2 protein-coding genes are annotated in these 1,122 nt (G+C 46.9%); both read right to left on the minus strand.

The features are described from left to right. Positions 1-797: M56 family metallopeptidase (locus BBG47_RS28140; RefSeq protein ID WP_175400670.1), on the minus strand; the 797-nt coding region annotated here is incomplete at its 3' end. Then, on the minus strand, positions 794-1,122 hold a 329-nt coding region (locus tag BBG47_RS28145; RefSeq protein WP_065294480.1), incomplete at its 5' end, for a BlaI/MecI/CopY family transcriptional regulator. The genes BBG47_RS28140 and BBG47_RS28145, both read right to left, overlap by 4 nt.

Raw genomic sequence — 1,122 nt, forward strand, 5'->3', positions numbered from 1 at the left:
CAATTCACCGCCACATCCCGCCGCTGTATATGGGCACATTCATGCGCCAATATGTATTGAAGTTGATCCTCTTGCAGTGTGACGAGCAAACTTGGCGAAATGAGAATCGCTGGCTTGCTATAGCCAACAACGGCAGGCCCGGGAATAAGCTCGCTAGCGATAAAGTTCACATCACGCTTTACGCCCATTAGCCGCTTCGTTTCACGAAACACTGTCGTTAAAAAAGGCGTTTCAATTTTTTGGGCCGCATGTAAGGCTCGCTTCAATCGAAGTTGGTCGAAGACAGTCTTCGCAGCAAAAAGCAGGATACCCAAAAGCCAAACCGACATCAGCATATTGATGAAACCCAGTTGCTTGAACCCACTCCACCAGAAGCGTATGTTCCATACAGTACCAGATTCATGAGACGAATCCGATATTTCTACACTCCCTCTTAAGAGGTTGCTTTTCTCCGAATCAATAGAATTCTCTGCTTGAGCTGCCGCTTCGCTCTTTTCACCTGGCCTTCTCCACAAATTGTGCCAAGCTGATGTATTTTGAGTTTGTTGCTTAGTTTCTGGAACTATGGTCTCCAATGAAAAAACATTGTATAGGCTAAGTGAAGACTCCGGTGCCCAAGGCAGCAGCAATCGAATCGCCACAGGGATCCACAGCAGGTACTTCCATCTGACTTCAAGCTTGTTTCTTAACAGAAGTTGCAGCATCAGAACCAGTAAAACCAGGATGCTTGCCATAAATGAGCCGCGAATCACCCAGCCAAAAAACGATAATAAACATTCATGCAATGTCGAACTCATTTGCAATCTCTCATTTCCGGTTCGTAGCCGCTATTTCCGTCAAATAAAGCCTTTAAATCCTCGATTTCCTGTGGATTCAGCGTCTTATCCTCTAAGAAGTGAGCCAGCATCGGCTTTAATGCCCCGCCGTACAGCTTCTTCATAAAAGACGTAGTTTCCGATCGCAAGTATTCCTGCTCGCTGATGATCGAAAAAAATAGCTGGGTGCGCTTCGAACCTTCTTCCAGTTTCGCCCCCGCCGCTTTCTTCTGCACCAAGCGATTTAGAAGCGTTCGTGTCGTATTCGGACTCCATCCCATGCGCTCCGTCAGCTGTTTTACGACCT

Origin of the sequence: Paenibacillus sp. KS1, from assembly GCF_001680695.1 — a bacterium.
Taxonomy (GTDB): domain Bacteria; phylum Bacillota; class Bacilli; order Paenibacillales; family Paenibacillaceae; genus Paenibacillus_B; species Paenibacillus_B suaedae.